Origin of the sequence: Exiguobacterium sp. NPDC077395 (assembly GCF_050269125.1) — a bacterium.
GTDB classification, from domain to species: domain Bacteria; phylum Bacillota; class Bacilli; order Exiguobacteriales; family Exiguobacteriaceae; genus Exiguobacterium; species Exiguobacterium aestuarii_A.
The window spans coordinates 807,266-829,873 of record NZ_JBNNHU010000001.1; the positions used below are offsets into that span (position 1 = coordinate 807,266).

Consider the following 22,608-nt stretch of genomic DNA (forward strand, 5'->3'; position numbering starts at 1 on the left):
CAATGGGGGAAGAACAGATGAGCAAACGTTACTTTTTTGAAGAAGTGAAACAATTCCATGAGACTTTCGGACATCCAGGAGCAAAATCTCCGCAACCGTTGACACTTGATCGTGCGACAAAACGATCGGTTTGGACGGCAGAGGAAGCGGTCGTTGAGTTTTTACACCAATCGTCACAGACAGAAGAAGAGTTCTTACAGGCCATCGAGCAATTCCAAGAAGGCTTCCAAAAAGCGGTCCAAAAATCATTACAAGACGCACCGCCGTCAGATGATGTGGAACGCCTCGTCGGTCAAGGGGATGCGTTAACGGACGCGTTATATTTTGTGATGGGCAGTTTCGTTGAACTCGGACTTGATCCCGTTCCGTTGTTTGAAATCGTCCAGCGTGCCAACATGGCGAAGCTTGGACCGGACGGGAAACCGATCTTACGCGAATCGGACAATAAAGTCATGAAACCTGAAGGTTGGATGCCACCGGAGCCGGAGCTCGAAAAAGAAGTGCGTCGTCAAATCGCAGGGAAAGAATAATCACAAACGGCTTGAGCCCTCATTAGAAAGGGTTTGAGTCGTTTTTTTGTTGTGGTCGTGACGACATCATGGAATTAGATGGGATTAGGAAGGTCATGAGAGTAATTAATGGTATAATTTAACATAATTAAGCGAGCGAAGAATATTGATCATTGAGATGGAGGTCATTCAGCTGAAAAAATTATTCGGTATTCTATGTTGTAGTTCAGTACTTCTGTTAGCATCATGTAGCAATGATGAAAAAACGTCAGAATCTAAAACGTCTGAGCCTGACGTTTCAATCGAAACGATAAAAATCAACGAAGAGAATGAATTGACAATCGTTCCACTTTACACCCAATACCAACAATATTTGAATGCATCTCTTGAAACAACCGATGCGGAGGAGAACAAACAGAACTTCAAGAAATATGTATTAGATTACATAGGAGAGGTCGGAGAGGAAGAAAAAATCGATACATCCATATTGAAAACTGATTTTTCACTAAAGCCGACTCCTCATAAGCAACAATTGCTAAAGCAACTGGATACGTTGATCAATCAGCATGATGAGATTAAAGAGATTATTGCATCAACATACGCAGATTCAAATCAAATCCTTCCTAAAGAGAAAGGTACGGTGTTTATTGCACCGTATAATCCTGAATTTTTCTACGATAGTGAACCGTTGAAAGGTGTAGCAGGAGCGGCGTACAAGGACGCATTCATCTTGTTTCTCGATACAGATTTTGATAAAGGTGTGCTAGCCTATACGACGGCTCACGAGTATCATCATCTGATTGTTCAGAATCACCCTGGGTTCCGTCTTAAAACAATTCTCGATTCTGTCATCATTGAAGGAAAAGCCGATACGTTTGCTGACCAGATCGTCAAAGATGTGACTCCCCCGTGGAATGTAGAGATTGATGAAGCGACCATGGAACACATCGCGAGCCGAGTGAATGATTATGAAACAACCTATACCGATTTTGCGGTTGGTAATTATCAAAAAGATATGCCACGTTGGAGTAACTATATTCTAGGGAGGGATGTGCTTCATGACTATTTGACGGCGCACCCAGAGCTGTCGATTCCCGAATGGACCTTCAAAGAAGATCATGAGCTTTTAGAAAAATACAAGTATCGAGATGTGATGGAATTGGAAAATTAAGTTGAAAAAGAATGTTAAAAGGCTTGACCCTGAATGAGACAGGATCAAGCCTTTTGATTGTACATATATGCTTTAGTAATCACGATAGAACGCAGACGATGCGTTGGGCCGAACCCTTTACCGCTCTGTCGCCAGTTCAGCTGCGTGTGAACCGGCACAATGTCCAGTTGTGAAGGCGGCCGTGATGTTGTAGCCGCCTGTGTATCCATGAATGTCGAGCACTTCACCGGCAAAGAAGAGACCTGGTGCTTTCTTTGACATCATCGTCTGTGGCGCAACTTCCTTAACCGAAACGCCACCACCCGTGACGAATGCCTTGTCAAAGTCGAGTGTCCCGACGGCGTGCATCTCAAACATTTTCAAACGCGTTGCGAAATCAATGACGGATTGCTTCTTCAACTGACTGGCGTCTTCTTCTCCAAATGCGAGCTCTTCTAACAACAAGTCAAGAAGTCGCTCGGGGATGTAGCCTTTCCATACGTTTTTAACGGCACGCTTCGGTTGGCTCTGCACTTGATTCCACAATTCCTGGACGAGTTCATCTCGTGACGTGTCCGGGAAGAAGTCGAGTGACAAGAGGACGACTTGTTCTTTGCTGCGCTTCCGCTCTTTGATTGTGTACTGACTGCAACGGAGCGCGATTGGACCTGAGATCCCGAAATGGGTAAAGATCATGTCACCTTGGTGCGTCTTGATCGCTTTTCCTTTTTTGCCATGCACCGTCAACGCGACGTCACGTAACGATAATCCTTGAAGTTGTTTCGTTCCGATGAATGAATCATTCAATTTGATTGGCACTTCTGTCGGGAATAGCTCCGTAATCGTATGCCCAGCTTTTTGTGCCCACGGATAACCGTCACCTGTCGACCCGGTATGAGGGACGGATTGTCCGCCGACCGCGACGACACAAGCTTTCGCTTCAATCATTTCACCGTCCATCAACTCGACCGCATGAAACTCATTTTCTTCATTAAAATGTAGTGTTTTGACTTCTGCTTTTTTTCGAATCTCGACACCGAGGTCTTCAATCGCACGAAGCAACGTGTTGACCACGTCTTGTGCCTTATCGGTCACTGGGAACATGCGCCCGTTGTCTTCTTCTTTCAGCGGGATGCCGAATCCTGTGAACAGGTCGATGATCGATTGGTTGTCGAACTGAGCGAGGGCGCTATATAAAAAGCGGCCATTCCCAGGGATGAACTGAATCAATTCATCGATTGGTTTTCGGTTCGTGACGTTACAACGTCCTCCACCTGAAATCGCTAATTTCCGACCGAGTTTAGACCCTTTATCAATCAACAAGGTCGATGCGCCGCTCTTTGCAGCTGCATACGTGGCCATAAGTCCGCTTGGACCTCCGCCGATGACGATGACATCTTTCATGTATAATCTCCTCATTTCTTCATCTATATGATTAGTAAAATTATCGTAACTTTATTATCCGTAACAGTAAGAGTATAATGAGAAGCGGTTGTTTTGTAAAACCGAATTCATATGAATAGTTGATTTATAGATGGAGGTGCCTCATGTCATCAAGCGCCAAACAAGATTCTGGAAGAGCCTCCTTCGTCAAAGGAACGCTTCTTTTATCGGCGGGAAACTTGATTTCCCGGATGTTAGGGCTGTTGTACACATTCCCGTTCCAAGCGATGGTCGGGATTGCCGGAGTGACGTTGTATCAAGCAGCATATACGTATTACGCAATCATGATCTCCATATCGACGGCAGGGATCCCTGTTGCCGTCTCGAAATTTATCGCCAAATATAATGCGCTAGGGGAATATGGAACGAGTCAACGATTGTTCCGACAAGGAATGAAGCTGATGCTTGCGACCGGTGTCGTCGCTTTTTTATTACTCTTTTTTGCGGCACCATGGCTATCCGAGCTGATGGTCCGAAATTCGGAGAACAATCAGCAATACATTGACTCGCTCACACTCGTGACGAGAAGCGTCAGTTTTGCGTTACTGCTCATCCCGGCGATGAGTATGGTTCGTGGTTATTTCCAAGGACATCAAGACATGGCTCCGACGGCAATCTCACAAGTCGTCGAACAAATCGTGCGCATTCTATTCCTTCTCAGCGGGACGATGCTCGTCTTGTTCGTCTTTGCGGACTCTGACTTCATTCGACCAATCGCGAATGCTCTTGGAGGAACGCAATCCGTCGAGACGACTGAACTGAATGGATTGAAAGTCATTGCCGTCACGATTGCGACGTTCAGTGCTTTTGTTGGGGCAATCGGTAGTTTTGTCGTACTCATGATGTACTGGAAGCGTCGAAAAGACATCCATCGTCAGACGGATAATCCAGCGGGCACACCTGTCCGTTCGATGAAGTCGTTGTTACTCGAGTTGCTCAGCTACTCAATCCCAATCGTGATGGTCGGGGTATCGACCCCTCTCTATCAGCTGATTGATCAGTTGACGATGGTCAATACGTTACTCAGTTCGGGTGCGACCGTATCCGAAGCGACATCGGCTTATGGATTCTTGACCGGAAACGCACATAAGATTGTATTGATCCCTGTGTCGATTGCGGCGAGTGTCTCGATGGCGACCATCCCGCTCGTGACCCGTTCATTTACGACAGGAGATATGCTGAAAGTACGAAATCAAGTCAATCATATTTTCCAAGTCTCGTTCTTTGTGACGATTCCTGCTGTCATCGGACTCGTAGCTCTCGCGGAACCATTGTTTGGGACGTTGTTCCCGGGAGACCGTGAAGGATGGGTGTATTTACTTCATTATGCACCGAGTGCTTTCTTCTTAGCCTATTACTCGGTTGCGGCTGCGATTCTCCAAGGGATTAACCGTCAGTACTTCACCATCTTTGCTACATCGATGGGTCTGTTGGCAAAACTCGCCCTGAACGTGCCGTTCGTCTATTGGCTCGGTGGTATCGGTGCGGGTTATGCGACGATTGCTGGATACATTGTGGCGATCGTGCTCATGGTATGGATGATTCAGCGGTCTCTACATTTCCCATACAAGCAGTTGCTTCGTCGGACCATCTTAATGTTCTTGATGGGGGCGGCGATGTTTGCGGCTGTTTACCTTTCTCTTCTCGTCACGTTGCAAGAAGAAGCGAGTTGGGGAAATGACATCTTTGCGACAATCGTCGGTGTCATCGTCGGGATTCTCGTATACGGATATCTCGGCTGGCGCAGCCATCTTGCAGGGAAATTATTAGGGAAACGCTTTGAATATCGGAGGAACGGATAATGCGAATTGATAAATTGCTATCGAACATGGGATATGGATCACGAAAAGATGTAAAAATCCTATTAAAACAAGGGGCAGTACGAGTCGATGATGCACCTGTAAAAGATGCGAAACGACACGTTAACCCAGAATCAGAGCGAGTCACGGTGTTCGGGGAAGTCGTTGAATATCGTCCATTCATCTATTTCATGATGAACAAGCCTGAAGGGGTCATCAGTGCGACGGAAGATCAAGTCGAGACGACAGTCATCGAGTTAATTGATCCGGAGTATGCCCATTACGACCTTTTCCCGGTCGGACGGCTCGATAAAGATACGACGGGACTTCTCCTCATTACAAACGACGGCGCGTTTAACCATGCGCTCATGTCACCACGTAAACATGTCGACAAGGTATATATCGCTGAAGTCGATGGGGAGATGACCGTGGACGACATCAAGGCGTTTGCAAACGGCGTCGAATTAGAAGATGGATATACGACGAAGCCGGCCCGACTCGAGATTTTGAGTCGGAGCGGACGTCGCTCTGTCATCCGTCTCACATTATCTGAGGGGAAATATCATCAAGTGAAACGAATGGTCGCGGCGGTAGGCAAACACGTCGAGCGATTAGAGCGTGTACAAATCGGGGAGCTTGAACTCGATGAGACGCTCGAGCTCGGGGCATATCGTGAGTTGACGGAAGAAGAAGTTCAATTGTTTCTTCAATAATTAAAGAGGTGAGAGGGAATCTGTCCAATTGGGCGGATTCTCTTTTTGTATAAAAAGCTCTAATTTTCGATCATATCTTTTTGAAAATTACATCAAAATCAGCACGCCAATAGTTAACTAACCAGTCGTTGTATTTATGATATAAAGGGACTAATGGTTCAACTTCATTTGAACTTATGGTACAACCTCGATCATCATACATATGAAAAACGATGTTCTTTTCAGTGCTTATAAAGTATACCGTTTGTCCAATCGAAGGTTCTCTTCCTTGCTCGTAATTTCCTATACCTCTAAGGATTTTCTCGTAAGAGATTGACTTTATCTGCGAGGATACAAATTTCGCTTTATATTCATGTTTGATTTCTATAATTTCCCCTGTTTTTTCGTCTATATCTTCATCTAATTCGAATAACGTTTCTTCTTCAATCTGTTGCTTCATGAATAAAGCATACAAATATTCGGGAGTGGTATTCCCGAACATGATGTCCTCTGTTTCGTTCCAATCCTTGATAAAGACATGGATGTAATCATCAGATTGAAACACTTCCTCGAACAATGTCGTCACTCTTTTTACCACCTGCTCTATTCTCTCATCCGTTCCGTTTTTATACGGTTCGCCGAGTTCGAATCTTAGATGGACTTCTCCAGATAGGTTTGGAAAATGATTATCTATGTACTTCATTATTTCTTCTTTCACATCATCACCTCATCTTGAACATTTGATACAATCCAAAACCACAAGACCTTCTTTCATAAAAAAGAGACCTGAACATCAGGTCTCTTGAATCTACATATACGTTTCAATTTGCCGTCTTGAGTGAACGTTTCGATGAAGTCCACGTGCCACGGCTAGGGCTCTCCACAAGATTATTGTACTCAAGCACGTTCAAATCACGTTGCACAGTGCGCGACGTAATGCCGAACTCTTCTACTAGTTCTGAAGTGGTAACTGTCTCCCTTTCATTGATGAACAAATAAATGGACTTGATGCGCGTTAACATCCGATCTGTTGAGCCTTTCATTGGATAACCTCCCAATGTGTAGAATAATGATAAACCATACCTACAGACGACAAAATGAAATATAAAATTGTTATTTTCTAAAATTACACCTTTAGTATACCGCTCCTGTACAAAAATGCAAGCAGAAAGCACGAACAATCTGTTTGTAAAGATTTGATTATGAACGTAAATATCGAATGAAGATTGTTTTTTTGTATTTAAAACGAGGTCAAACACGAACGAAAAAAACTTTTCTAAATGAATGTTCGTCTTTCATTCATTTGGATATACTAGTAAGGGAGAGAACATTCGCAAAAGGGGAGATGAACATGAATTGGAGACAAGAAGTCGACAATCGTAAAGATGCATTTTTAGAAGATTTAAAAGGATTACTACAAATCCCTAGCGTGCTCGATGAATCAAAAGCCGCACCGAACATGCCATTCGGGCCAGAGGTTCGAAAAGCGCTCGATTACATGTTTGAGCTTGGTGAGCGAGATGGCTTTAAAACGAAGGACGTCGGTGGATATGCGGGACACTTGGAGTATGGGGATGGTGAGGATATCGTCGGAATCTTATGTCACCTTGATGTCGTCCCTGCAGGTGAAGGATGGACGTATGGTGCGTTCAATCCGACGATTACATCGGACGGAAAAATCGTCGCTCGCGGAAGCAATGATGATAAAGGGCCATCGATGGCTGCTTACTATGGCTTACGTATCGTTAAAGAACTCGGATTACCGCTCTCGAAACGTGTCCGCCTGATTGCAGGTTGTGACGAGGAGAGCGAGTGGCGCTGTGTCCGCGAATACTTTAAACAAGAACAGATGCCGACATACGGCTTTGCACCAGACGCGGACTTCCCAATCATTAACGCGGAGAAAGGGCTATATGACGGTGTATTGACACAACTTCCGATTCAACGCGCACCAGAGTCTGCGTATCACCTTCTCTCATTCACGAGTGGAGAGCGTCCGAACATGGTGCCGGACTTCGCGAAAGCTGAATTGAAAACAGACGAGGTACTCGAAGACAAGTTCGAGGCTTATCTTGAAAAGTATGAAGCGGACGGGACGTGCGTGTATGATCGCGGCACATATACGTTCACGATGAAAGGAAAAGCGGCACACGCGATGGAACCGGATAACGGGATCAACGCGGCCTACGTCCTCGCTGGATTCTTGTTGCACCTTCCGCTCGATATTCAAGGGGAACGCTATATTGAACTCGTTCGTCATGTGTTTGCCGATTCTCGCGGGATTTCGCTTGGGATTGAGGCGAGTGACGAGACAGGTGATTTGACGATCAACGGTGGTGTGTTCCGCTATCACGAAGATGAGCGCACGGCTACGGTCAATATTCGCTACCCTTATACGGCGAAGTTTGAAGAGCGGTTGCAAAACCTACGTGAAATCGCGTTGTCGCTCGGTTTCGAATTGAAGACGCGTCAACATATGCCACCGCATCACGTGGCTGAAGATCATCCGCTCGTGAAGACGCTCGCTAGTGTGTACGAACGTCAGACGGGGGAGCATGCGAACTTGATGGCAATCGGTGGGGGAACTTACGCCCGTTCACTCGAGGCAGGTGTCGCATTCGGTGCATTGTTCCCAGGCGCTAAAGATGTGGCGCATCAGGTCGATGAATACATGGAGATAGAAGATTTATTACGCGCTGCAGCGATTTATGCTGAAGCGATTTACGAGCTCGCTAAATAAGAACCGTGGAGAGCTGACTGATGTAGTCGGCTCTCTGTCCTTTAGGAAGGAAGTTATCATTGAATTCGCAAAAAAGATTGTTTCAATCTGTATATGTCGCCATTTTCTTCGCACAAGGGGCATTGATCCCTTACATGGCTTTATATTTTTCACAAGATCAATTCGGACTGAGTCCTAGTCAGGTCGGAAATATCGTGGCCATTCTTCCCATTCTTTCGATTGGTGTACAACCACTTTGGGGAATGTTGACCGACCGCACCGGGCGGGTGAAGGCGTGGCTCATGTTAGCGATGTTAAGCGCAGCCCTCATTTCGTTTACTTTTTTAGTGGCGACTTCATATGTATGGATTGTGATGCTCATGGTGATTTGGTCTGTATTCCAATGTGCACACATTCCGCTCGTCGATATGATGACACTCGATTATACGACACGTTCAAAAGTGGATTATGGAGCGATTCGTTTGTATGGGTCGGCAGGTTTTGCCATCGCGGTGTTTGCGATGGGGTGGATTTCCGATACGACGTGGGGCCTTGCTAGTACGTTCGTATTAAGTGCCGTCCTACTGATCCTCGGAAGTGTGTTCGTCCGAATGATTCCGGAAAAGAGCTCGATTCGTGACGTCACGTTAGCTCCGATCTCATGGACAGCTGTATGGAATAAGTCCTTCTTATTCTTTCTGCTCGGGGGCATGCTCGTCTTCGGACCAATTTATGCGAACAACTATTATTTTGGATTGTACGTGACAAGTAGCGGGGGATCGACGACGCTCGTCGGAACACTATTCCTCGTCGCGGTTTTGTTTGAAATTCCCTTCATGAAAGTGGCATCACAATTTGTAGAACGCTTCGGTAGTGTCCCGGTACTCGTCGGGGCGGCACTCATCTCGGCCATACGAAATGGAATCCTTGCATTAGAGCCGCCCATTTGGGTTGTTTGGCTTCTGGCGATCGCACAAGGTCTCGTCGTCGGACTTTTAATCCCGGTCGCGCTTCAGTTCGTCCGGAAACTTGTCGACCGTCAAGTCTCTTCAACGGCAATCGGTGTTTACATGGCGTTGACTTCAGGACTTGCGACAGCGGGATTCAACAAGTTGAGTGGTACAATCATCGAACTCGATGACATCATCGGCGTATTTTGGATGTATACGATCGTCACGGCAATCGGGGCAGTGATTTGGATTGGACTGTCACGTCGCGCACTGAAAGGATGAATCAGATGAGCACGCATTATTTTATTGCGATTCCAATCGAAGCGGCCGAACTCGCCGCTGTGCAACAAGCCATCTTACCGTATTACTCGTATCGGCGAATTTATCGACCGGACGAGTTTCATTTGACGATACAATTTTTAGGGGGGATCGATGGTGAAGAGCTGGATGAAGTGAAAGAAATCACTAGAAGAATCAGTCAAGAAACCCTTCCGTTCACGTTGACGTTTCATGCCATCGACCATTTCGGGAGAGCGGACCGTCCACGCGTGTTGACGATCGTACCTGATGCGTCAGATGCTCTTCAGCGATTTGCGACGGCGCTGCGTCAAGAGCTCGTCGCATTGATTCCAAATTTAGACCGAAAAACGTTCGTCCCTCATGTCACTCTCGCAAAAAAGTGGGACAAAGGGGAACGGATTGCTTACGTCCCACCCGAGTTCAACGTGACCGAGTCGGTGGAAGAAGTGATCCTGTATGAAGTGCAGCCGAATCATACTCCGTCCTATAGGGCGATTGAAGTATTTCCGTTAAGACGGCCAGAGGAGGACATATGGCAATCCCGGTTAAAATTTTTGACGTAATCTCAAAATATGAACGTGATGTATTAGATCAATACAATCGCTATTTAGAATATGTAGAATCCGATACGGCCCGATTGCAGCGTCTTCATGAAAACAATCGACTGAGTCCGGTCGAAGTGCTTGAAATTGATCGGCCGTGGTGGAAATTTTGGGCGAAGTCGGAACGGATTGAACTAGAACCGAAACCACTCGCCGAATCACAGTATCAGAAATTACTTCGAGAGCGCCGACACATTCAAAAACTGCAATTTGCTTGTAAAGGGGTACTTGAGGCAGATTTACCACATTTGGCATTCACGAGAGATTTTGCATATCGCGTGATGCGTTCCGAATGGAATGAACGACACTTCTTCTTTTATCGTCCCGTCATTGAGTGGAACGGTGCGACCGTTGAATTAAGTCATGTCCTTGTCGGTCCGACGCATCTCTATATCATAGAGTGGCTCGAGGGAGACAGAAGCATCTATCACATATCGAAAGAGAAGACGTGGGTTCATCAACCGTTGAAAGGGGAAAATACTCGTGTAGTGAACCCGCTCATTGCGTTGACACGCACCGAAGAACTTGTTCGACAAATTGTACCGAACTATGCGGGTGTCCTTCAAAAGGTCGTCATTGCAGCAGATAGTTATTTTGATAACGTTCCGAGCGTTCGAACGACGCATTATGTGGGACGAAATGAGTATAAAGAATGGATGAAACAAGTGAATGGGCGCGCACCGATTGTAAAAGCGCAACAAGTTCGCGATGTCGCTACATTGTTAGAAGTGACAGCCAAGATGCCGTTTCGTCAATTTATGGATCAGTGATTGAGAGGAAGGGACGCATATGCATCATACACCAGATCAAAAGACTGCCTCGCATGTAACGATTGAGAGCGCGTCTTTCGTATCATTTGAGACCATACAACTTGAGATTGTTCGCGAATATGAATCCGTTCCAGTACAAATTGAACAGAATGGACGCCCGATCGACTACATGGTCGAACAACAACATGTGAACGAATCAGGGATGATTGAACAAATTCTGCGACTATATGAACCCATTTCTTTAGACATGATGTATACAGTGTTTCATCCGGGACAAAAGACGACGGTCATCGTCCCACGAGAAATTGTGCGCTCCGAAGAGTTCGAGCGTCGTTTCTCATATGATGGGCCACTCGGTTTGTCATTTACGCCACACGGGATGGAAGTGACCGTTTGGTCGCCTGTCGCACTCTCGATGTGGATTACCGTCCATGACGACACGAACCACCGTGAACTCGAACGCTTCCATATGAATCGTGGTACACGTGGGGAATGGAATGGAGAAGTGCCTAAAGCGTTCGAAGGGATGCTATATCGTTTAGAAGTAAAGACGCCCGTCGATACGAGGCAAGTCGTCGACCCTTATGCAAGAGCCGTCAGTTTGAACGGTGAGTATGGTGTATTGATGGACGTGGAACGATTTGTGAATGAACAAGTCGAACAAGCTCCACGTCCACCTCTTTGGAAAGCGACCGATGCCGTCATCTATGAACTGCACATCCGAGACTTCACAAGCCACCCCTCATCGTTGAGCCAACTGAAAGGTCTGTACGGAGGGGTGTCTGAAAAAGGAGTTCAGACGAAAGACGGTCACAGTGCCGGACTCGACTATTTAAAAGAACTTGGCGTGACCCATGTCCAATTGTTACCCGTTCATGATTTCGGAAGTGTCGATGAATCGACACGCATGCCGTATAACTGGGGTTACGACCCGATTCATTGGTTCAGCCTTGAAGGAAGTTACGCCTCTAGCCCGGATGTTCCGATGAGTCGAGTATTCGAGTACGCGTCACTTGTCGCGGATCTTCACCGGTCAGGTCTCCGTGTCGTTACAGACGTTGTGATGAATCACATCTATATTCGTGAACATTCACCGCTCGAGGCCCTCGTCCCTTATTATTATTTTCGGTATGAGCATGACGGGACGGTCGCAAACGGGACCGGTGTCGGAAACGATACGGCATCGGAACGTTATATGATGCGGCGAATGATTGTCGACTTCGTCTCATACTTTGCGACAACTTATCGAGTGGACGGATTCCGTTTCGACTTGATGGGAATCCATGACGTCGAGACGATGAATCAGGTACGAGCCGCCCTTGATAAAGTTGACCCGTCCATCCTTGTGTATGGAGAAGGGTGGGACTTGGCGACACCGCTCGGGCAGTCCTTAAAGGCGACTTCGCAAAATGCAGCCCGAATGCCTCGTATCGGACACTTTAACGATATGATTCGAGATGCCCTAAAAGGTTCGACCTTCAATGACCGAGAACGTGGATTCATTTCAGGAAATGAGTGGCGAGAATGGGAGCTCCGTGAATGTCTGACCGGGGCCGTCCATATCCCGAACGTGACGGTCGGACGTTTCCCGAGTCCGACGTATTCAATCAACTATGCCGAAGCCCATGACAATTATACGATTTATGACAAATTACAGTTGTCGTGTGAAGGGGTTGATGAAGCGACTCGCCTCGCAATGCAGCGGCTCGCCAATGCGGTCGTCATCACGTCTCAAGGGATTCCGTTTATCCATGCGGGTCAAGAGTTCGGTCGAACGAAGCATGGCGTAGAGAATAGCTATAATTCACCAGACCACATCAATCACTTCGATTGGGACTTACGCGATGCACGAATCAGTGAGATCGAGTATGTGAAGACGCTATTGAAATTGCGACGACTGCATACATGCTTCCGTTACGATTCACGTCAGGAAGTCATCGATCATTTCACATTCCTGCCGTCGCCGCCGGGCGTCATCATTTATGAACTGACGGCGAGCCACTCGTATGACGCTTGGCAGCGGGTACGCGTATATATTAATGGAACGTTCGAAAAACTGTCATTCGAGAGCGATGCGAAATGGAACGTCTATGTTCAGGGGGAGACTGCTAGCCTCATCCCAATCGAAAGAAACCCGTCACACATTCAAGTCGAGTCGTTGTCAATGACGATTCTCGCGTGTTAAGATGTTGATTGTATCTCTTTAATTTCAAGTAAGATTTGAGCGTGATGAATATGTATTCAGATATAGTCGGTGCGCTCGGTAAAGAGTGGACAGTCGCTTCTGCCGGAGGTATTACGGGCGAAGCGTATGTAGCGACGACGCGCCAACAGAAGATTTTTGTGAAACGGAACTCTTCTCCATTCTTGGCGATTCTTTCAGCGGAAGGAATTGTTCCGAAACTTCTTTGGACAAAGCGGATGTTTAACGGGGACGTATTAAGTGCCCAACAATTCATTGAGAGCCGCGAACTTTCACCAGAAGATATGAAGCGACCAGATGTCGCGGCACAACTCGGAAAGATTCATGATTCGAAAGAGCTATTATTCATGTTACAACAATTAAATCACACACCGGTGACGCCGCACTTGTTGCTTCGTCAGTGTGAGGCATATGAACAGGATGAGACGGATCCTACGATTGGAGAGGCGATTCAATGGCTTAAACACCATTTGCCGAAGGTTGATGAGCAAGAGTTCGTCGTATGCCACTCTGATTTAAATCACAACAATTGGATTGAAGATGAAAACGGTCTTCTCTATTTGACGGATTGGGACGATGCGATCATCGCGGACCGTGCCTTTGATTTGGCGATGGTAGTCTATAGCTATGTCGAAGAGGCGGAATGGGAGCATTGGTTCACGCATTATGGGGTCGAGGTTTCGAGTGAACTTCATAATCGAATGCATTGGTATGCGATTGCCCAAACGATTTTAACGATTTATGGGGAACGAAACGATGCAGCACGAACAGAAGGTTTTCATGTACTGCGCGAATTAATCGATGAGGCGTATGAACGAATCAATTAAAAGGGATGGCTGTGCGCCACCCCTTTTTGAATGTGTTTAGATGTCGTCCGGATTCATGAAGTAAGCCCAAACGAACGTTGCGATAACGCCTGCGAAAAACGTAAGTGGAGCGGCATAAAAAATTAAGAATTGATCTAATGTACTCATCGTATCTAACCTCCTTGTGAAGGATGATTCACGTTCATTAAACTATGATTTCGTGTATAATCGCAAGAGGACTGCTCGTACGGAACGTGCATATTCCCATTAAACTTGAACATTTGATGAACGAAAGGTAGGATTTTCATGCGTTTACGACATAAGCCTTGGGCAAAAGAATATATGGAAGCTCAAGAACACGTATTTATTCAACATCCTGAACAATTAAAAGGGAAGTGGGACGCCGAGTTCGGCAATGACCACCCACTCTTTATCGAGGTCGGTTCAGGGAAAGGACAATTCATTTTAGGGATGGCGAAACAGCACCCGGACGTGAACTTTATCGCAATCGAACTATTTGAAAGCGTAGCTGTCTCAATCGTTCAAAAGCTCGTTGAGACGCCGATGCCGAACGTGAGAGTACTGACGGTTGATGCGAAGCGACTCGTCGAATACTTCGAAGCTGGAGAAGTCGACCGCGTCTACTTAAACTTCTCAGACCCGTGGCCGAAAACACGCCATGCGAAACGTCGCTTGACGTACAAGACATTTTTAGCGACATATGAAGCGATTCTTCCGAAAGCAGGGGAGATTCATTTCAAGACAGACAACCGCGGACTCTTTGAATATTCTCTTCAAAGCATGAGTCAATACGGGATGTTCTTCACAGAAATTTCACTTGATTTGCATGTAAATGAACCGGAAGATAATATTCGAACAGAGTATGAAGAGCGCTTCAGTGCGCTCGGTCAGCCGATTTATCGAATGGAAGCTGTATTCCGTCCGAAAAATTGACACGCTTTTTTCTTATTTTAATAGTATTTTCTTCACACTTTTTTCTTTCTTCTTGGTACAATAGGAATGACGCTAAACTGGAATAAGAGAAGGGGGAACATGGGGATGTTGAAAAAAGCATGGGCAAGCCTGCTTGCAGTAATCTTCATTCTAACAATCGCACCAATGAATACCTCAGCGAACGAAGCGTTCTTAGACGCACTCGAAGAGGATTTGAAAGCGACGCATTACGATTATAAAGAAGGAACAGCTGAAATCATCAAAGAAGAGACGCTTCGCCATTCAAATGGTAACGAAGTGATCGCGGCTGTCGTAGAACTCGATACGATTCGTGATGGGATCTTCATCACACGTAAAACCGAGTACCATTACTTTGATGCGACAGACAACAAAATCCTTTCATCAGCAGACCTCGTAGAAGTTGAAGGAGCAGCCGAATTCGCAGATGCGAACATCGATATGCTCGGTCATGAAATTGTCTACTGGTTGCCGGTATTGGTATTGCTTCTATTGATTGCGATTCCAGCACTCATTTTGTTCTTGGTCGTACCACGTTTCTATTCAACAAGCTCATATATGAATGCCGTATATGAAAAGAATGACAACCCACGTTAAGACATAAAAGCACCCCGTTCTTCTGAACGGGGTGCTTTTTCAATGTTGCTTCAACTGTTCGACGATATCTGTGAGAGACATGTCGTTTCCTGAGGAAACCGAAGCGATGAATGCACTTTCGACAATCGGACCGTCGAAAAAAGCGACCTCTTTACTTCCTTCGTACATGTCGATGGCGAGTTCGGCGTTCATCGTGGCTGAACCGATATCACTGAGAAGAAGCGCTTCCCCTTCGACTTGGTCGAGTGCCTCCAAGATGCGGGTGACGTCTGTTCCAATCGAACCGTCTTCAAGACCGCCGGCTAGATGGATGGGAACGGATGGTGCCATCTCTTTCATGAGGTCTCGGATCCCTTCCGCAATTTTTGCACTGTGCGAGACGATAATCAATTCAACGATGTCAATCGACCTCCTTCATAATCGCGGCTAACAGAATCGAACTAGAGAGAGCACCCGGGTCGACCGTCCCACGCGAATTTTCACCGAAGTAGGAAGCTCGACCTTTCGTCGCCACCATATCTTCCGTTTTTTGTACAAGTTCGTCTAACTGTTGTTTGTAGTCGTCCCCTTGTTTCACATGTTCGAGGAACGGGTCCCAAACGTCGACCATCGTTTTCTGACCGACTTCTGACTTTCCTCGCGCTTTAATCGAATTTGAACCTTCTTGGAGTGCTTCTTTAAGAAGGTCAAAGTCAGCTTCGGTCGCATCCCCGAACTTGGTCGCCATCTTGACGAAAGCAGAACCATATAATGGACCAGCCGCACCGCCTACTTTAGACATCAGAGTCATGCCTACTTTTTTACTGAGCGCACCGAGAGAGTCATACTCCTCATCTAAAATGGAAGAGACCGCGTCGAAACCACGGGACATGTTAATCCCGTGATCTCCGTCCCCGATGGCACGGTCTAAATCTGTCAGTGTGTCTTTTTGGTCTTCAATTCCGACTTGTGTGTCGCGTAACGCTTGCTTCATCCGATCAATCGTCAACATAAAACAAACACCTCATTCATCAAAGTTTAAATCCAAGTGCTTCCGATGGAGCATCTAGATAAGTGGTCATCTCATCATCAAGCGGTAACAGGGTAATCGAGAATCCGTGCATCTCGAGTGACGTCATGTAGTTGCCGACATATTTACGTTTCAGCGTATATCCAGCAGCTTCGAGTTTTTGCGCGACGAAATGATACGTCACATATAGTTCGGACAATGGAGTCCCACCCATTCCATTTACCATGACGGCGACTTCGCCAGGCTCAACTTCTTTTTTCAAATGGCCGAGAAGGTCATCGACGATTTGGTCGACATCGCTCGTTGGTTTACGTTCGACACCGCGCTCCCCGTGAATCCCAATCCCGATTTCCATCTCTTCCTCGTTCAAGTCAAAACCAGGCTTTCCACTCACTGGCATGTAGCAAGGTTCTACCGCCATCCCCATTGAGCGGACGTGTGATGCGACTTTTTCCGCAATCGATTTAACTTCCTCGAGTGATTTACCGCTTGCTGCAGCGGCACCTGCGATTTTATGAACGAAGACGGTACCGGCAACACCACGACGGTCTTCCTTGTTTGAAATCGCGACGTCATCAGCGACGACAACATGGTCGACTTTAATCCCGTCTCCTTCAGCCAATTCGGCGGCGAGTTCGAAGTTCATGACATCCCCCGAATAATTTTTGACGATCAACAAGACACCGTTGCCACCGTCAGCTGCTTTGATTCCTTCAAGCACCATGTCCGGAGTAGGGGATGTAAAGACTTCCCCGCAAACTGCCGCATCGAGCATGCCGTCTCCGACATAACCGGCGTGTGCCGGTTCGTGTCCGCTACCACCACCCGAGACGAGCCCGACCTTACCGGATTTTGCACCGTTCGCCCGACAGATGACATTGAATCCTTCGACACGACCGTACAGTTCAGGATGGGCATGGACCATTCCTTCTACCATTTGCGATACGAGTTCACTTGCTTCACCGATTAGCTTTTTCACGCGAGATCACTCCTTTTTTAAATTGAAAACTACCAATTTCAATTTTCCACTCTTTCGCTGTAACTAAACAAAAAAACCGACGAATCATTCGTCGGTTTCGTGTCATGCATATTCGAGTAAAGCGCCAGTCTCAGAGTCGACTGTGAACTCATACGTTTTTTCTTCGTCGTTCTCAAGAACCGAGATTCCACCTTTGTAGACATCGTATTCACGACCGTCGTATGTGTAAATCTCAGGTGATGCAGAGATCCATGCCCCTTGGACATGACCTTTCGCTGAGAAAGCACGTTTTGTGTATTCCAACGCGTTTTCTGCAGATAAGCTACGTTCATCTAAAGCCTTTTTCGTCATAAGTGCGGCAATGACGGCAACCCCGATTCCAATAAACCAATACCTTTTTTTCATATGACTACCTCCCCTTGAACTATGGCTATCATGTACATCGTACCAAAACCTGTACCCGAATGGAATGAAAAGCATTCGCATCCTATCAAAACTTTTGTATATAATGAGACAAGAACGGTTAAGAAGGGATGATAAAAGATGGATCAAAAGACGAGAGACTTATTCAAGACGTTAACAGAACTACCGGGAGCTCCGGGGTTCGAGTCAGAAGTTCGTCAGTTCGTACGTGAACGAATTGAACCGCACTCAGATGAAATCGTCACGGATGGCATCGGATCAATTTTTGGGAAACGTGTCGGGGACGAAGCGGGACCTAAAGTAATGGTAGCCGGTCACATGGATGAGGTTGCCTTCATGGTGACACGCATTACGGAGAATGGCATGTTATACATACAACCGCTTGGCGGATGGTGGAGCCAAGTGCTCATGGCACAACGTTTTGACATCATCACTTCGAACGGGAAAATCCCAGGTGTCGTCGCTTCGACACCGCCTCACTTACTTGGACCAGATGCGATGAGTAAACCGATGGACATCAAACAAATGTTCATCGATATCGGTGCGGATTCAAAAGAAGAAGCAGAATCATGGGGAGTGCGTCCGGGTGTTCCTGCAGTACCATCGAGCGCATTTACACCACTTCATCACCCGAAAAAAATTATGGCGAAAGCATGGGACAACCGTTACGGTGTCGGTCTTGCTGTCGAATTGTTAGAAGAGACGACAAAAGCAGATCACCCGAACATCTTGTTCTCGGGTGCTACCGTACAAGAAGAAGTTGGATTACGTGGAGCGCAGACGGCATCTGAATTGATTCAGCCAGACGTGGCACTCGTACTCGATGCCTCACCGGCGAACGATGCATCTGGAAGTAAAACGGAGTTTGGACAACTCGGTGAAGGTGCCTTGATTCGAATTTTAGACCGGGTTATGGTTATGTCGCCTGAAATGCGGGACTTCTTGCTCGACACGGCTTCTGATGAAAATATTAAGACGCAGTATTTCGTCTCGCCAGGCGGTACGGATGCTGGACGCGTGCATATGAGTGGCGAAGGTGTGCCGACAGCCGTCATCGGTGTCGCATCACGCTACATCCATACACATGCTTCGATTCTTCATACAGACGACTACGATGCGGCGAAAGCGTTACTAAAAGCGTTGGTCAAACGACTTGACCGTTCGACGCTTGAAACACTCCGTCCGTCTCGCTAAACGTACATGCCGTTCACTCATATTTTTGAGTGGACGGTTTTTTTATGTAGATGTTCTTGCTATTTTAAGAAAACGCCTTATACTGATAGAGGTGTTTATACATATTGTTTACTTGTGTAAAGACATCTGTATGATTGTAAGGAGGATCTCATATGTTCAAGAAAAAAGGAATCTCACTTAGCCCGTCTGTTTATTTTGTGACGGCACTTAGTTATATGGCATTAGGGTTGTTCAGTACATTGATTATCGGTTTGATTATGAAGACGATTGGTGGTCAGCTTGAAGGGACCGCACTTGCGGGAACAAGCACGACGCTCGTTCAAATTGGTGACGTGGCGATGAGCCTGACGGGTCCAGCCATTGGGATTGCGATTGCTTATGCCCTTGAGGCGCCGCCTCTTATTCTATTTTCTGCACTCGTTGTCGGGACGTTCGGATATGAGTTTGGACCTGCCGGTAGTTACGTCGCCACGCTTTTAGCCGTTGAGGTGTCAAAACTTGTATCGAAATCGACGAAACTTGATATTTTGGTGACGCCATTTACGACAATCGCAGTCGGTTTCTTCACAGCGACATATATCGGAAAATATGTTGGGATGTTCATGACGCAGCTCGGTAGTTGGATCGAGTGGGGGACTGAGCAACAACCATTGTTCATGGGAGTCGTCGTAGCGACACTCATGGGATTGGCACTGACTGCGCCGATTTCGAGTGCAGCCATCGCTTTGATGCTTGGGTTGAATGGTATTGCGGCTGGTGCCGCAACGGTCGGATGTGCAGCTCAAATGATTGGGTTTGCGATTACGAGTTATCGTGATAACGGAGTCGGCGGAGCGATTGCGCAAGGAATTGGAACGTCGATGCTTCAAGTCGGGAATATCGTGAAAAATCCATGGATTCTTTTACCCCCTACATTAGCTGGGGCTGTCCTCGCACCAATTGCGATTCTATTGTTTGAATTAGAAAGTGTGGCAGCCGGGGCAGGGATGGGGACGAGTGGACTCGTCGGACCGATTGTCATGCTTGAAACGATGGGCTTCAGTTGGTACACATTCATCATTGTCCTCGGCTTCCTAGTCATCGGACCTGCTCTATTAAGTTATGCGGTCTATGCTGTATTGAGAAGGACTGGACGCATTCAGCCGAACGATATGAAAATTGACTATTAAAAAAAGCGCCGTTTGAAGCAAACGGCGTCTTTTCGTGTCATCCGATTCCGAATAAGACTTTGACAGAATCCACCGTCTCGCGAGGGACGCGGAAGCTGATGAGGAACAGCAAAAGGACGATCACATAAATCGGGATCAAATATCGTTTTCGTACAATCGGTAAATGACGGGCGAGTTGCTTGAGCCACTTTTCAAGGACATAAATGACGGCAAAGCCCACAACAAGCCAAATCAAGATCTCGAGTCTCGTTTTATCGGTATCAATAAATAAATATCCATATCGCAAAATGGCGAGCATCCCAAAGACACCGACCATCTGTTCGAGCGGATGTTTCATTTCAGGATTCAATTTTTCTCGTGTCAATTTCATATGGTTTCACCTGTTTCAACTAGTTTCGGCTTTGATTATAACAAACAGCAGAGCAGAATGTGTGACAGGACTTATGCTATTATAAGTGAGGAAAAAGCGAACAGGAGTGGTTAATCATGAAACAACTATCAACAATGGCAGAATATACAGAAGCAAAAGAATCAAAAAGTATTTTCATGTTTTCGGCAACATGGTGTGGAGATTGCCGTTTCCTCGACCCGTTCATGCCTGAAATCGAACAGAAATTTGAAGACTGGACGTTTTATTACGTCGACCGTGATGAGTTTATGGAACTCGCGCAAGAGCTCGATATTTTTGGTATCCCAAGCTTTGTCGCCTTTGAAAATGGTAAGGAAATCGATCGCTATGTCGGTCGCGAACGGAAGACACCGGAACAGGTCGAAGCATTTTTGAATGGATTAGGGTGACCCTATATGGAACGGAATGAGTTAAGACGCTATTTAGAAGCGAATTTCAAAGAGGACTATCGCACATCTTATGACCGCGAGAATGAGGTGTTGCGCGTCGAACGGAAAGCTGATCGCTTTGGTGTGAATATTCGACTCGCACCAATCGTCGCGAAAGCGAAAACGCGGGGCAAAGTGGCAGTCGATGAAGTCATCGAATATATCGAGTCGGCAATGAAGGCGGATGATCAGATCTCACTCGCTGGAAAATTAGATGCCATCTATCCGGTCATTCGTTCGAACTCGTTTGCAAAGACGACGAAAAGTGGGGAGCCGCTTATTTTCAGTCCGCATACGGCGGAGACTGCCATCTTTTACGCGCTCGATCGCGGGAATGGCTATCGTTTGATCGAGGAGAAGCATGTGTCCGGTGATGTGACGCTTGAAACGATTGAGCGCATCGCCCGGGAAAATGTCAAAAAACTTCCGACCGAGATGAAACAAGATGAAGTTGCCGGCAACCCATTCTACTTTTTATCGACACGAGACGGCTACGAGGCATCGCGCATTTTAAACGATGATTTTCTTCGAATGATGGAGCGCCGAGTTGAAGGGGATATGCTCGTCGGTGTACCGCATCAAGATGTGATGATCATCGCCGATATCCGAAACGACCAAGGGTATGATGCGATGCAACAATTGATGTTTGACTTCTTTACGAATGGTCGTGTCCCAGTGACTGCACTCGCCTTTCATTATGAGGCAGGGCAACTTGAACCGATTTTTATTGTCGGAAAAAAGACCCCGCCATCGAACACATAATCTGATAAAATAAGTGAGATGAGTTTGAAAGAAGGGACGTAGGAACGTATGCAAATGAATGTGTTTTATAACCGAGAAGGAATCGGCGATGTACTCATGGTGTTACTAAAAGAGGGAGAACGTCACCATCAATCTGTAGAACGTACAGGTGACGTTGCCATCGTCAAATCTGAAGATGGAACCGTTAACGGATACAATTTGTTTCAAGCAAGTAAGCACTTTGACGTCACAGGTTGGAACGGTCCGGTTGATTTGACGACGGAATTGGTTGAACAGGTACAAGCTGTCTTGAAGGAACATGGAATTGACGAAGACTTCTCATGGGTAGATGTGACACCGAAGTTTGTTGTCGGTTATGTGGAAAGTGCGGAAAAACATCCGGATGCGGATAAGTTATCCGTTTGCCAAGTTCAAATCGATCAAGGCACTGTGCAAATCGTATGTGGCGCACCAAACGTCGCGACTGGCCAAAAGGTAGTCGTAGCCAAACTAGGAGCGGTCATGCCGACCGGTTTGATTATTCGACCATCGGCACTTCGCGGAGAGAGCTCGCATGGTATGATTTGCTCGGCGCGTGAATTAAATCTTCCGAATGCCCCGCAAGAAAAAGGGATTTTAGTATTAGATAACGAATATGAAGTAGGTACAGCATTTGAAATCGGTCGCTAAACTCGACCGATTTTTTGTTAAATATGGATTGAGTGAAAAAGCGAGGAATCAAGT

At 46.5% G+C, this 22,608-nt stretch carries 26 protein-coding genes; 17 read left to right on the forward strand and 9 right to left on the reverse strand.

Features of this window, described 5'->3' with window-relative positions:
* Positions 1-17 precede the first annotated feature (17 nt).
* Entirely contained in the window at positions 18-530 is a 513-nt protein-coding gene (locus ACQKD4_RS04110) for a hypothetical protein (RefSeq protein ID WP_214693364.1), read from the forward strand.
* Positions 531-675: 145 nt separating this feature from the next.
* Positions 676-1,680: a DUF2268 domain-containing protein gene (locus ACQKD4_RS04115; protein ID WP_427372548.1), complete on the forward strand. Its 1,005-nt coding sequence runs from the start codon at positions 676-678 to the stop codon at positions 1,678-1,680.
* Positions 1,681-1,797: 117 nt separating this feature from the next.
* Here the strand turns inward: ACQKD4_RS04115 and ACQKD4_RS04120 are convergent, their stop codons facing one another.
* The gene (locus tag ACQKD4_RS04120) at positions 1,798-3,063 is read right to left on the reverse strand and encodes an NAD(P)/FAD-dependent oxidoreductase (RefSeq protein WP_214760132.1); all 1,266 of its coding nucleotides are present in this window, start codon (positions 3,061-3,063) and stop codon (positions 1,798-1,800) included.
* 143 nt (positions 3,064-3,206) lie between these two features.
* Here ACQKD4_RS04120 and ACQKD4_RS04125 point away from each other — a divergent pair, with 143 nt between their 5' ends.
* Both ACQKD4_RS04125 and ACQKD4_RS04130 read left to right on the forward strand, forming a co-directional pair.
* Positions 3,207-4,904, forward strand: a complete 1,698-nt coding sequence (locus ACQKD4_RS04125; protein ID WP_214693358.1) for a putative polysaccharide biosynthesis protein — start codon at positions 3,207-3,209, stop codon at positions 4,902-4,904.
* Positions 4,904-5,614, forward strand: a complete 711-nt coding sequence (locus tag ACQKD4_RS04130) for a pseudouridine synthase (RefSeq protein ID WP_427372549.1) — start codon at positions 4,904-4,906, stop codon at positions 5,612-5,614. Before ACQKD4_RS04125 ends, ACQKD4_RS04130 begins: the two co-directional genes overlap by 1 nt.
* A gap of 70 nt (positions 5,615-5,684) precedes the next feature.
* Here the strand turns inward: ACQKD4_RS04130 and ACQKD4_RS04135 are convergent, their stop codons facing one another.
* Both ACQKD4_RS04135 and ACQKD4_RS04140 read right to left on the reverse strand, forming a co-directional pair.
* Positions 5,685-6,311 carry a DUF3885 domain-containing protein gene (locus tag ACQKD4_RS04135; protein WP_427372550.1) on the reverse strand — a complete coding sequence of 209 codons (627 nt, stop codon included), beginning with the start codon at positions 6,309-6,311 and terminating at the stop codon, positions 5,685-5,687.
* A 103-nt stretch (positions 6,312-6,414) separates the two neighbouring features.
* Entirely contained in the window at positions 6,415-6,636 is a 222-nt protein-coding gene (locus tag ACQKD4_RS04140; protein ID WP_074033475.1) for a DeoR family transcriptional regulator, read from the reverse strand.
* 308 nt (positions 6,637-6,944) lie between these two features.
* Between ACQKD4_RS04140 and pepV the strand changes: the two genes are divergently transcribed.
* From pepV to ACQKD4_RS04170, 6 genes are read left to right on the forward strand one after another with little or no spacing between them, the layout of a single operon-like run.
* Positions 6,945-8,333: a dipeptidase PepV gene (pepV, locus tag ACQKD4_RS04145; RefSeq protein ID WP_427372551.1), complete on the forward strand. Its 1,389-nt coding sequence runs from the start codon at positions 6,945-6,947 to the stop codon at positions 8,331-8,333.
* Between the two features lie 59 nt (positions 8,334-8,392).
* Positions 8,393-9,544, forward strand: coding sequence for an MFS transporter (locus ACQKD4_RS04150; protein WP_427372552.1), 1,152 nt, complete (start codon positions 8,393-8,395; stop codon positions 9,542-9,544).
* A gap of 5 nt (positions 9,545-9,549) precedes the next feature.
* Positions 9,550-10,125, forward strand: coding sequence for an RNA 2',3'-cyclic phosphodiesterase (gene thpR / locus ACQKD4_RS04155; RefSeq protein ID WP_337874805.1), 576 nt, complete (start codon positions 9,550-9,552; stop codon positions 10,123-10,125).
* Positions 10,095-10,934 (forward strand): hypothetical protein, encoded by an 840-nt coding sequence (locus ACQKD4_RS04160; protein WP_427372553.1) that lies wholly within the window; start codon positions 10,095-10,097, stop codon positions 10,932-10,934. Before thpR ends, ACQKD4_RS04160 begins: the two co-directional genes overlap by 31 nt.
* A gap of 19 nt (positions 10,935-10,953) precedes the next feature.
* Positions 10,954-13,119 (forward strand): type I pullulanase, encoded by a 2,166-nt coding sequence (gene pulA, locus ACQKD4_RS04165; protein ID WP_427372554.1) that lies wholly within the window; start codon positions 10,954-10,956, stop codon positions 13,117-13,119.
* Positions 13,120-13,169: 50 nt separating this feature from the next.
* Positions 13,170-13,964 (forward strand): phosphotransferase family protein, encoded by a 795-nt coding sequence (locus ACQKD4_RS04170; protein WP_224861579.1) that lies wholly within the window; start codon positions 13,170-13,172, stop codon positions 13,962-13,964.
* Between the two features lie 36 nt (positions 13,965-14,000).
* Here the strand turns inward: ACQKD4_RS04170 and ACQKD4_RS04175 are convergent, their stop codons facing one another.
* Positions 14,001-14,111 carry a hypothetical protein gene (locus ACQKD4_RS04175; RefSeq protein ID WP_012726769.1) on the reverse strand — a complete coding sequence of 37 codons (111 nt, stop codon included), beginning with the start codon at positions 14,109-14,111 and terminating at the stop codon, positions 14,001-14,003.
* Between the two features lie 138 nt (positions 14,112-14,249).
* Here ACQKD4_RS04175 and trmB point away from each other — a divergent pair, with 138 nt between their 5' ends.
* Complete coding sequence (gene trmB / locus ACQKD4_RS04180) at positions 14,250-14,897, forward strand: tRNA (guanosine(46)-N7)-methyltransferase TrmB (RefSeq protein WP_074033469.1); 648 nt, start codon at positions 14,250-14,252, stop codon at positions 14,895-14,897.
* A 105-nt stretch (positions 14,898-15,002) separates the two neighbouring features.
* Complete coding sequence (locus ACQKD4_RS04185) at positions 15,003-15,512, forward strand: hypothetical protein (protein ID WP_251126055.1); 510 nt, start codon at positions 15,003-15,005, stop codon at positions 15,510-15,512.
* 39 nt (positions 15,513-15,551) lie between these two features.
* Here the strand turns inward: ACQKD4_RS04185 and dhaM are convergent, their stop codons facing one another.
* The 4 genes from dhaM to ACQKD4_RS04205 all read right to left on the reverse strand — a co-directional run bounded on the left by dhaM (position 15,552) and on the right by ACQKD4_RS04205 (position 17,905).
* On the reverse strand, positions 15,552-15,902 hold the full coding sequence (gene dhaM / locus ACQKD4_RS04190; protein WP_427372555.1) for a dihydroxyacetone kinase phosphoryl donor subunit DhaM: 351 nt from the start codon (positions 15,900-15,902) through the stop codon (positions 15,552-15,554).
* A 10-nt stretch (positions 15,903-15,912) separates the two neighbouring features.
* Positions 15,913-16,503 carry a dihydroxyacetone kinase subunit DhaL gene (gene dhaL / locus ACQKD4_RS04195; protein WP_214746384.1) on the reverse strand — a complete coding sequence of 197 codons (591 nt, stop codon included), beginning with the start codon at positions 16,501-16,503 and terminating at the stop codon, positions 15,913-15,915.
* 19 nt (positions 16,504-16,522) lie between these two features.
* On the reverse strand, positions 16,523-17,500 hold the full coding sequence (gene dhaK, locus ACQKD4_RS04200; protein ID WP_274664475.1) for a dihydroxyacetone kinase subunit DhaK: 978 nt from the start codon (positions 17,498-17,500) through the stop codon (positions 16,523-16,525).
* Positions 17,501-17,602: 102 nt separating this feature from the next.
* Positions 17,603-17,905, reverse strand: a complete 303-nt coding sequence (locus ACQKD4_RS04205; protein ID WP_012726763.1) for a PepSY domain-containing protein — start codon at positions 17,903-17,905, stop codon at positions 17,603-17,605.
* Between the two features lie 138 nt (positions 17,906-18,043).
* On the opposite strand from ACQKD4_RS04205, the gene ACQKD4_RS04210 reads away from it, so the two are divergent.
* Both ACQKD4_RS04210 and ACQKD4_RS04215 read left to right on the forward strand, forming a co-directional pair.
* Complete coding sequence (locus ACQKD4_RS04210; RefSeq protein ID WP_214782140.1) at positions 18,044-19,117, forward strand: M42 family metallopeptidase; 1,074 nt, start codon at positions 18,044-18,046, stop codon at positions 19,115-19,117.
* Positions 19,118-19,269: 152 nt separating this feature from the next.
* Positions 19,270-20,286 carry a PTS transporter subunit IIC gene (locus tag ACQKD4_RS04215; RefSeq protein ID WP_427372556.1) on the forward strand — a complete coding sequence of 339 codons (1,017 nt, stop codon included), beginning with the start codon at positions 19,270-19,272 and terminating at the stop codon, positions 20,284-20,286.
* 37 nt (positions 20,287-20,323) lie between these two features.
* On the opposite strand, the gene ACQKD4_RS04220 is transcribed toward ACQKD4_RS04215, so the two are convergent.
* Positions 20,324-20,656, reverse strand: a complete 333-nt coding sequence (locus tag ACQKD4_RS04220) for a hypothetical protein (protein ID WP_214693325.1) — start codon at positions 20,654-20,656, stop codon at positions 20,324-20,326.
* Positions 20,657-20,772: 116 nt separating this feature from the next.
* Between ACQKD4_RS04220 and ACQKD4_RS04225 the strand changes: the two genes are divergently transcribed.
* From ACQKD4_RS04225 to ytpR, 3 genes are read left to right on the forward strand one after another with little or no spacing between them, the layout of a single operon-like run.
* Positions 20,773-21,084 (forward strand): thioredoxin family protein, encoded by a 312-nt coding sequence (locus ACQKD4_RS04225; RefSeq protein ID WP_074033461.1) that lies wholly within the window; start codon positions 20,773-20,775, stop codon positions 21,082-21,084.
* Positions 21,085-21,090: 6 nt separating this feature from the next.
* A complete protein-coding gene (locus ACQKD4_RS04230) occupies positions 21,091-21,885 on the forward strand; it encodes a DUF1444 family protein (protein ID WP_427372557.1) in 795 nt (264 codons plus the stop codon).
* 54 nt (positions 21,886-21,939) lie between these two features.
* On the forward strand, positions 21,940-22,554 hold the full coding sequence (ytpR, locus tag ACQKD4_RS04235; RefSeq protein WP_427373266.1) for a YtpR family tRNA-binding protein: 615 nt from the start codon (positions 21,940-21,942) through the stop codon (positions 22,552-22,554).
* The last annotated feature ends 54 nt before the right edge of the window (positions 22,555-22,608 follow it).

What these genes read in the sequence shown, in the direction of transcription:
- ACQKD4_RS04160 (WP_427372553.1), top strand. Translation starts at nt 10,095, where the DNA reads ATGGCAATCCCGGTTAAAATTTTTGACGTAATCTCAAAATATGAACGT.
- trmB (WP_074033469.1), top strand. Translation starts at nt 14,250, where the DNA reads ATGCGTTTACGACATAAGCCTTGGGCAAAAGAATATATGGAAGCTCAA.
- ACQKD4_RS04220 (WP_214693325.1), bottom strand. Translation starts at nt 20,656, where the DNA reads ATGAAATTGACACGAGAAAAATTGAATCCTGAAATGAAACATCCGCTC.
- ACQKD4_RS04215 (WP_427372556.1), top strand. Translation starts at nt 19,270, where the DNA reads ATGTTCAAGAAAAAAGGAATCTCACTTAGCCCGTCTGTTTATTTTGTG.
- ACQKD4_RS04175 (WP_012726769.1), bottom strand. Translation starts at nt 14,111, where the DNA reads ATGAGTACATTAGATCAATTCTTAATTTTTTATGCCGCTCCACTTACG.
- ACQKD4_RS04140 (WP_074033475.1), bottom strand. Translation starts at nt 6,636, where the DNA reads ATGAAAGGCTCAACAGATCGGATGTTAACGCGCATCAAGTCCATTTAT.
- ACQKD4_RS04120 (WP_214760132.1), bottom strand. Translation starts at nt 3,063, where the DNA reads ATGAAAGATGTCATCGTCATCGGCGGAGGTCCAAGCGGACTTATGGCC.
- pepV (WP_427372551.1), top strand. Translation starts at nt 6,945, where the DNA reads ATGAATTGGAGACAAGAAGTCGACAATCGTAAAGATGCATTTTTAGAA.
- ACQKD4_RS04170 (WP_224861579.1), top strand. Translation starts at nt 13,170, where the DNA reads ATGTATTCAGATATAGTCGGTGCGCTCGGTAAAGAGTGGACAGTCGCT.
- ACQKD4_RS04210 (WP_214782140.1), top strand. Translation starts at nt 18,044, where the DNA reads ATGGATCAAAAGACGAGAGACTTATTCAAGACGTTAACAGAACTACCG.
- dhaL (WP_214746384.1), bottom strand. Translation starts at nt 16,503, where the DNA reads ATGTTGACGATTGATCGGATGAAGCAAGCGTTACGCGACACACAAGTC.
- ACQKD4_RS04130 (WP_427372549.1), top strand. Translation starts at nt 4,904, where the DNA reads ATGCGAATTGATAAATTGCTATCGAACATGGGATATGGATCACGAAAA.
- ACQKD4_RS04225 (WP_074033461.1), top strand. Translation starts at nt 20,773, where the DNA reads ATGAAACAACTATCAACAATGGCAGAATATACAGAAGCAAAAGAATCA.
- thpR (WP_337874805.1), top strand. Translation starts at nt 9,550, where the DNA reads ATGAGCACGCATTATTTTATTGCGATTCCAATCGAAGCGGCCGAACTC.
- ACQKD4_RS04205 (WP_012726763.1), bottom strand. Translation starts at nt 17,905, where the DNA reads ATGAAAAAAAGGTATTGGTTTATTGGAATCGGGGTTGCCGTCATTGCC.
- ACQKD4_RS04185 (WP_251126055.1), top strand. Translation starts at nt 15,003, where the DNA reads ATGTTGAAAAAAGCATGGGCAAGCCTGCTTGCAGTAATCTTCATTCTA.
- ACQKD4_RS04125 (WP_214693358.1), top strand. Translation starts at nt 3,207, where the DNA reads ATGTCATCAAGCGCCAAACAAGATTCTGGAAGAGCCTCCTTCGTCAAA.
- ytpR (WP_427373266.1), top strand. Translation starts at nt 21,940, where the DNA reads ATGAATGTGTTTTATAACCGAGAAGGAATCGGCGATGTACTCATGGTG.
- pulA (WP_427372554.1), top strand. Translation starts at nt 10,954, where the DNA reads ATGCATCATACACCAGATCAAAAGACTGCCTCGCATGTAACGATTGAG.
- ACQKD4_RS04230 (WP_427372557.1), top strand. Translation starts at nt 21,091, where the DNA reads ATGGAACGGAATGAGTTAAGACGCTATTTAGAAGCGAATTTCAAAGAG.
- ACQKD4_RS04110 (WP_214693364.1), top strand. Translation starts at nt 18, where the DNA reads ATGAGCAAACGTTACTTTTTTGAAGAAGTGAAACAATTCCATGAGACT.